The sequence below is a fragment of the Thermoanaerobaculia bacterium genome, from assembly GCA_035260525.1.
Taxonomy (GTDB): domain Bacteria; phylum Acidobacteriota; class Thermoanaerobaculia; order UBA5066; family DATFVB01; genus DATFVB01.
Genome location: DATFVB010000249.1, coordinates 1 through 4,215, shown reverse-complemented (window position 1 = coordinate 4,215; position 4,215 = coordinate 1). Strand labels below are relative to the sequence as shown.

Sequence of the window (4,215 nt, the reverse complement as noted above, 5' to 3'; positions counted from 1 at the left end):
AGTCTCTTCATGTCTCGCGGGAAAAACCTCTTCCTTTTCGTCGTTCTCTGCGCCGCGCTCGCGGGCTGCCGGCGCCACGGCGGCAACGGTCGCGTGCGGCCGTCGCCCGTCGCGATCGAGCTCCCCGGCACGGCGCCGGCGGTTTCCCCGGAGCTCGAGCCGAGGCTCGCCGCGATCGGCGTGTCGTCGTTCTTCGTGCCCGCGCTTGCGGCGCGCGCGGGCGGACCGTCCGTCTCCTTCGAGGCGCTCGCCCCGCCGGCGGCGCCCTACCGTCACCGCGTCTATCTCGAGGTCGTCGGCCGCGGCGATTTCGATCCGGCGCTCGAGAAGGACCCCGCCCGAGTCGCCTCGGGGCTCTGGCGCGCGCTCGAGCCGGTCGCCAAGGAAGCGTGGGGGCCGGTCGCGGGCGTGCACCTGGCGTGGCGGGTCTCGGCTTCCGCGCGGGGCGAGGCGCTCGTCCTCGCCGAGCTTCGCCGCCACGTTCCCGGGAAGTGGACGCTCTCCGCCGCGATCGTCTCCCGGATTCCGGACAAGAGCGCGAAGGGATGGCGCTCCGTGGCGAAGAACGCCGACTTTCTCGTCGCCGAGACCTTCGGGCGCGGCGAGGACGTCGACCCGGCCGGCTTCGTCTACTCGGCGTCCCTCGAGGACGCCGCGGATTTCGGGACGCCCGTGTACGCGGGATATGCGCCGCAGGGGTGGGGCGTGCGCCGCACGGCCGGCGGGGAGCCGCGGGATGCCGTGCCGGACTCCGCGATGAACGAGCTCTCGGAGGATCGCCGGTTCGAGTTCGCGTTCGGGGACGTGCTGTCGGCTCCCGACGAGAACGTCTACGTCTTCACCCGGATCCGCTCTTCGGCGCCTCCCGTCTGGCGCGGAGCCGCGGCTCCGGGGGACACGATCACGTTCCGGGAGCGGCGCATCGCGGATTTCACGAAGGCCCTGGCCGACGGCCGGGCGGCGCCCGGCAAGGTCGTCCGGCTCGCCTCGCTCGCCGACGACGGGCGGCTCCTCGGGTTCGGAGTGCTCGAGGACGAGCTCCTCGGCCGCCCGCTCGAGCCGAAGCTCGTCTTCTCCCGCGCCGGCGGGGAGGAGAACGCCGTCGTCGCGGTGAACACCGGGGCCGAGTTCTCGGAGCTGTCGCGGATCAACAACTGGATCGACGTGCGAGTCGACGGCGCGCGGATCCTCGACGTCCATCCGGGAGACTTCGATCGCTATCTGTTCCTCGACGCCAGGGGACGCTCCGTCCTGAGCGCCCGGGCGCGGACGATCCGGTTCTTCGAGAACTTCGTCGCTCCCGGGGAGGCGATGCGGACCGGCGCGATCCGCCTCTCGGGTCCCGCGGCGCTGTCCGTTTCGGCGCATTTGATGCTGCCGGACGGCAGGGTCGAGACGACACAGTCTTCCGCGGTCAAGTAAGGGCACACCGATACATCGAGCGAATACGCGCGTCCTCGCCCGCCGTGTCCCTCCGACGTACGCCCCGGTACGCCCGCGGGACCCGGCGGCCTGTGGGTGCGCGTCTCGCTCGCGTCTCGGCGCGCCTGAAGTCGGTGCACCCTTTTTCCGATCGGCGCTCTTCAAGAGCGCCGATCGTCGACCCATTCTCCTCATGAAGGGGCAAGAGCGGAAGCACTCCGGAGAGCGTCCGCGCAGGCCGTCTACACGTTGCGCAGCAACGCGCGCGCGCGGCTGAGGACCGCTTCCGCGGCCAGCGCGAGCCCGTCGAACGCGAACCAGACGGTCAGCGTGTCGCGCGAGACCACGGGCGGATCGATCCCGACCGCCGCGTTCTCGACGGCGGCGGCCGGCGAGGCGGCCCCGGGCGCCTTTCCCGAGAAGACGCCCGGCGTCCCCCGCAGGCGCGCCGCCGCTCGCTGCGCGGCGGCGTCGTCGGCGAAGCGAAGCACGGCGCTCCCGGCGTAGCCGTGGAAGAGCGCGGCCCGCGCGACGAGGACGATCGCCGGCGAGGAGGGGAACCGTTTCGCGAGGTGCGCTTCGACGCGCCGGTCGAGGGCCTCGGTCTTCGCGTCGCGCAGGAGGTTGAACGCGAGCCGGTTCCCGAAGACGGCCGACTCCGTGTCCCGGAAGTTCAGCGCGTCGCTGGTCTGCCGGAAGAGCTCCTGGATCCCTTCCGTCCCCTCCTCGGCGGCGGGGACGAGGAGCGTGAACACGGCCGACTCGGGCGCCGCGGCCTCGAGGATCGCGTCGCATCCCATCGCCGCGGCCGGCGACTCCGCGAGGTCCCACACCGGCACCTCGTTCTCGCGGGCGAGCCGCCGCGATTCTTCGTCGGCGGGCGAGCCGCCGAGGACGAGGAGATCGAGATCGCCGATCGTCTCGCGCGCCGGCGCGACGAAGATCACGGGCTCTTCCTCCAGCGCCTTGATCTTCCCGGCGTCCTTCTCCGTGCCCAGCGGGACGAACCGCGAGACGGGAACGTCGCTTCGCGCGAACACGTCGCGCAGGTGCCGGGCGAGCGGCCCCTCCGGGTCCGTCATCCCGATCCGAAGCTTCTTCGGCTCTTTCATCGCGCCTTCCGGCGGACGAGCGCGACGCCGCGCAGGACCGGTCCCGAGAGGGCGAACACGACGGAGATCGTCATCAGCGCGATCGCCGGACGGTATCCGATGAACGCCATGATCAGGGCGATGATGAGCAGCACGCCGACCGGACGGCGGCGCTTGAGGTCCAGGTCCTTGAACGACCGGTAGCGGATCGTCGAGACCATCAGGTACGAGAGGATCGCGGTCGCCGCGAGCAGCAGGAAGAAGCCGGTCCGCGTCAGCTGCGCGCGGGGATTCGCGAGGACGATCGACGCCGGCACCGAGGCCGCCATCGGGATCGGAAGGCCGACGAAGTAGCGCTTGTCCACGACGTGCGTCTGGATGTTGAACCGGGCCAGCCGCATCGAACCGCACACGACGAAAAGGAACGACACCATGAACCCGAGCCGCTGCAGGTCCGGCTGTCCCGAAAGCCCCCAGAAATACGCGAGGATCGCGGGCGCCATCCCGAACGAGATCACGTCGGCGAGCGAGTCGTACTGTTCTCCGAACTCCGAGGCGGTGTTCGTGAGCCGCGCGACCCGCCCGTCGAGCCCGTCGGCGAGCGCGGCGATGAAGATGAGCCCGGCCGACCACTCGAAGTTCCCCTGGATCGCGTTCCAGATCGACAGATAACCGCAGAAGAGATTGCCGACCGTGAAGAGGGTCGGGAGCACGTACAGGCCGCGCCGCGGGAGGCGCGGGCGCGGCTCGGCGGCGTCGGTCACCGCCCCTCCGGGAACCGGGCGAGTACCGAGAGGCCCGCTTTCACCTTGTCGCCGGGCTTGACCGCGACGGCCGCCTCCGCGGGGACGAAGACGTCGACCCGCGACCCGAAGCGGATCATCCCGATCCGCTCCCCGCGCGCGCAGTGGTCGCCCGGTTTCTTGCGAAAGACGATCCGCCGCGCGAGCGCGCCCGCGATCTGCTTGAAGACGACGCGCCGCCCGTCGCCGGCCATGTCGATCATGTTCTGCTCGTTGTCGAGCGACGCCTTCGGCGAGAAGGCGGCGAGCTTCTTTCCCGGCGTGTACGTGTAGCGCGATATCGTGCCCGAGATCGGGGAGCGATTGACGTGGCAGTTGAACACCGACATGAACACGACGACCTTCCGCGAGAGCTCCGCGGCCGCTTCGCCGGGGGGCGCGTCGCCGACCGTCAGGACCGTGCCGTCGGCGGGGGAGAGCACGCACTCGGCCGGGGCCGCGCCGGTGCGGTCGGGGTCGCGAAAGAACTGGATCATGAAGACCGTGAGCAGGGCGAGAAGGGCCGCCGCCCACCAGACGGAAAAAAAGGCCGCGGCGAGCGCGCCCAGGAGAGGGAGCGCGATGAACGGCGCTCCCTCTCCGGCGATCGGGATTCTCACGCCGTGGCGGTTTCTCGGTAGCGGCGGAGGATCGCCTCCATCTGGTCCTTGAGAGCGAGCTTCTCCTTCTTCAGGCGTTTTTCTTCGAAATCCTCTTCCTCGGTCAGGTGCCCCTTCTCGGCGAACTGGTGCAGGAGGCGTTCGTGCTCCTGGTGCTGCCGCTGGAGCTCCTGGTACCTCTCGTCGTGCGTGAGTTCCGTGGGGAGGTCGTGACCTACCATTCTCAAATTCTCCTTTCTTCGGGGATTGCGCGGCGATGGAGAAACGCCCTGGCCACGATTGGATTCTACCGGAAAATCC

At 70.1% G+C, this 4,215-nt stretch carries 5 protein-coding genes; 1 reads left to right on the top strand and 4 read right to left on the bottom strand.

Annotation, left to right across the window (positions count from 1 at the left end):
* Positions 1 to 1,422 (top strand): hypothetical protein (locus tag VKH46_12375; GenBank protein HKB71633.1); only part of this gene is annotated, 1,422 nt, incomplete at its 5' end.
* 242 nt (positions 1,423 to 1,664) lie between these two features.
* On the opposite strand, the gene VKH46_12370 is transcribed toward VKH46_12375, so the two are convergent.
* The 4 genes from VKH46_12370 to VKH46_12355 are packed head-to-tail and all read right to left on the bottom strand — an operon-like array spanning position 1,665 to position 4,136.
* The gene (locus VKH46_12370; GenBank protein HKB71632.1) at positions 1,665 to 2,534 is read right to left on the bottom strand and encodes a hypothetical protein; all 870 of its coding nucleotides are present in this window, start codon (positions 2,532 to 2,534) and stop codon (positions 1,665 to 1,667) included.
* Positions 2,531 to 3,277 (bottom strand): CDP-diacylglycerol--serine O-phosphatidyltransferase, encoded by a 747-nt coding sequence (gene pssA, locus VKH46_12365; GenBank protein HKB71631.1) that lies wholly within the window; start codon positions 3,275 to 3,277, stop codon positions 2,531 to 2,533. The genes VKH46_12370 and pssA overlap by 4 nt, the downstream gene beginning before the upstream one ends.
* Positions 3,274 to 3,915 carry a phosphatidylserine decarboxylase family protein gene (locus VKH46_12360; GenBank protein HKB71630.1) on the bottom strand — a complete coding sequence of 214 codons (642 nt, stop codon included), beginning with the start codon at positions 3,913 to 3,915 and terminating at the stop codon, positions 3,274 to 3,276. Before VKH46_12360 ends, pssA begins: the two co-directional genes overlap by 4 nt.
* Entirely contained in the window at positions 3,912 to 4,136 is a 225-nt protein-coding gene (locus tag VKH46_12355; GenBank protein HKB71629.1) for a YdcH family protein, read from the bottom strand. The genes VKH46_12360 and VKH46_12355 overlap by 4 nt, the downstream gene beginning before the upstream one ends.
* Positions 4,137 to 4,215: the final 79 nt, after the last annotated feature.

Coding starts and splice junctions, on each gene's coding strand:
- VKH46_12370 (HKB71632.1), bottom strand. CDS start 2,534: ATGAAAGAGCCGAAGAAGCTTCGGATCGGGATGACGGACCCGGAGGGG.
- VKH46_12355 (HKB71629.1), bottom strand. CDS start 4,136: ATGGTAGGTCACGACCTCCCCACGGAACTCACGCACGACGAGAGGTAC.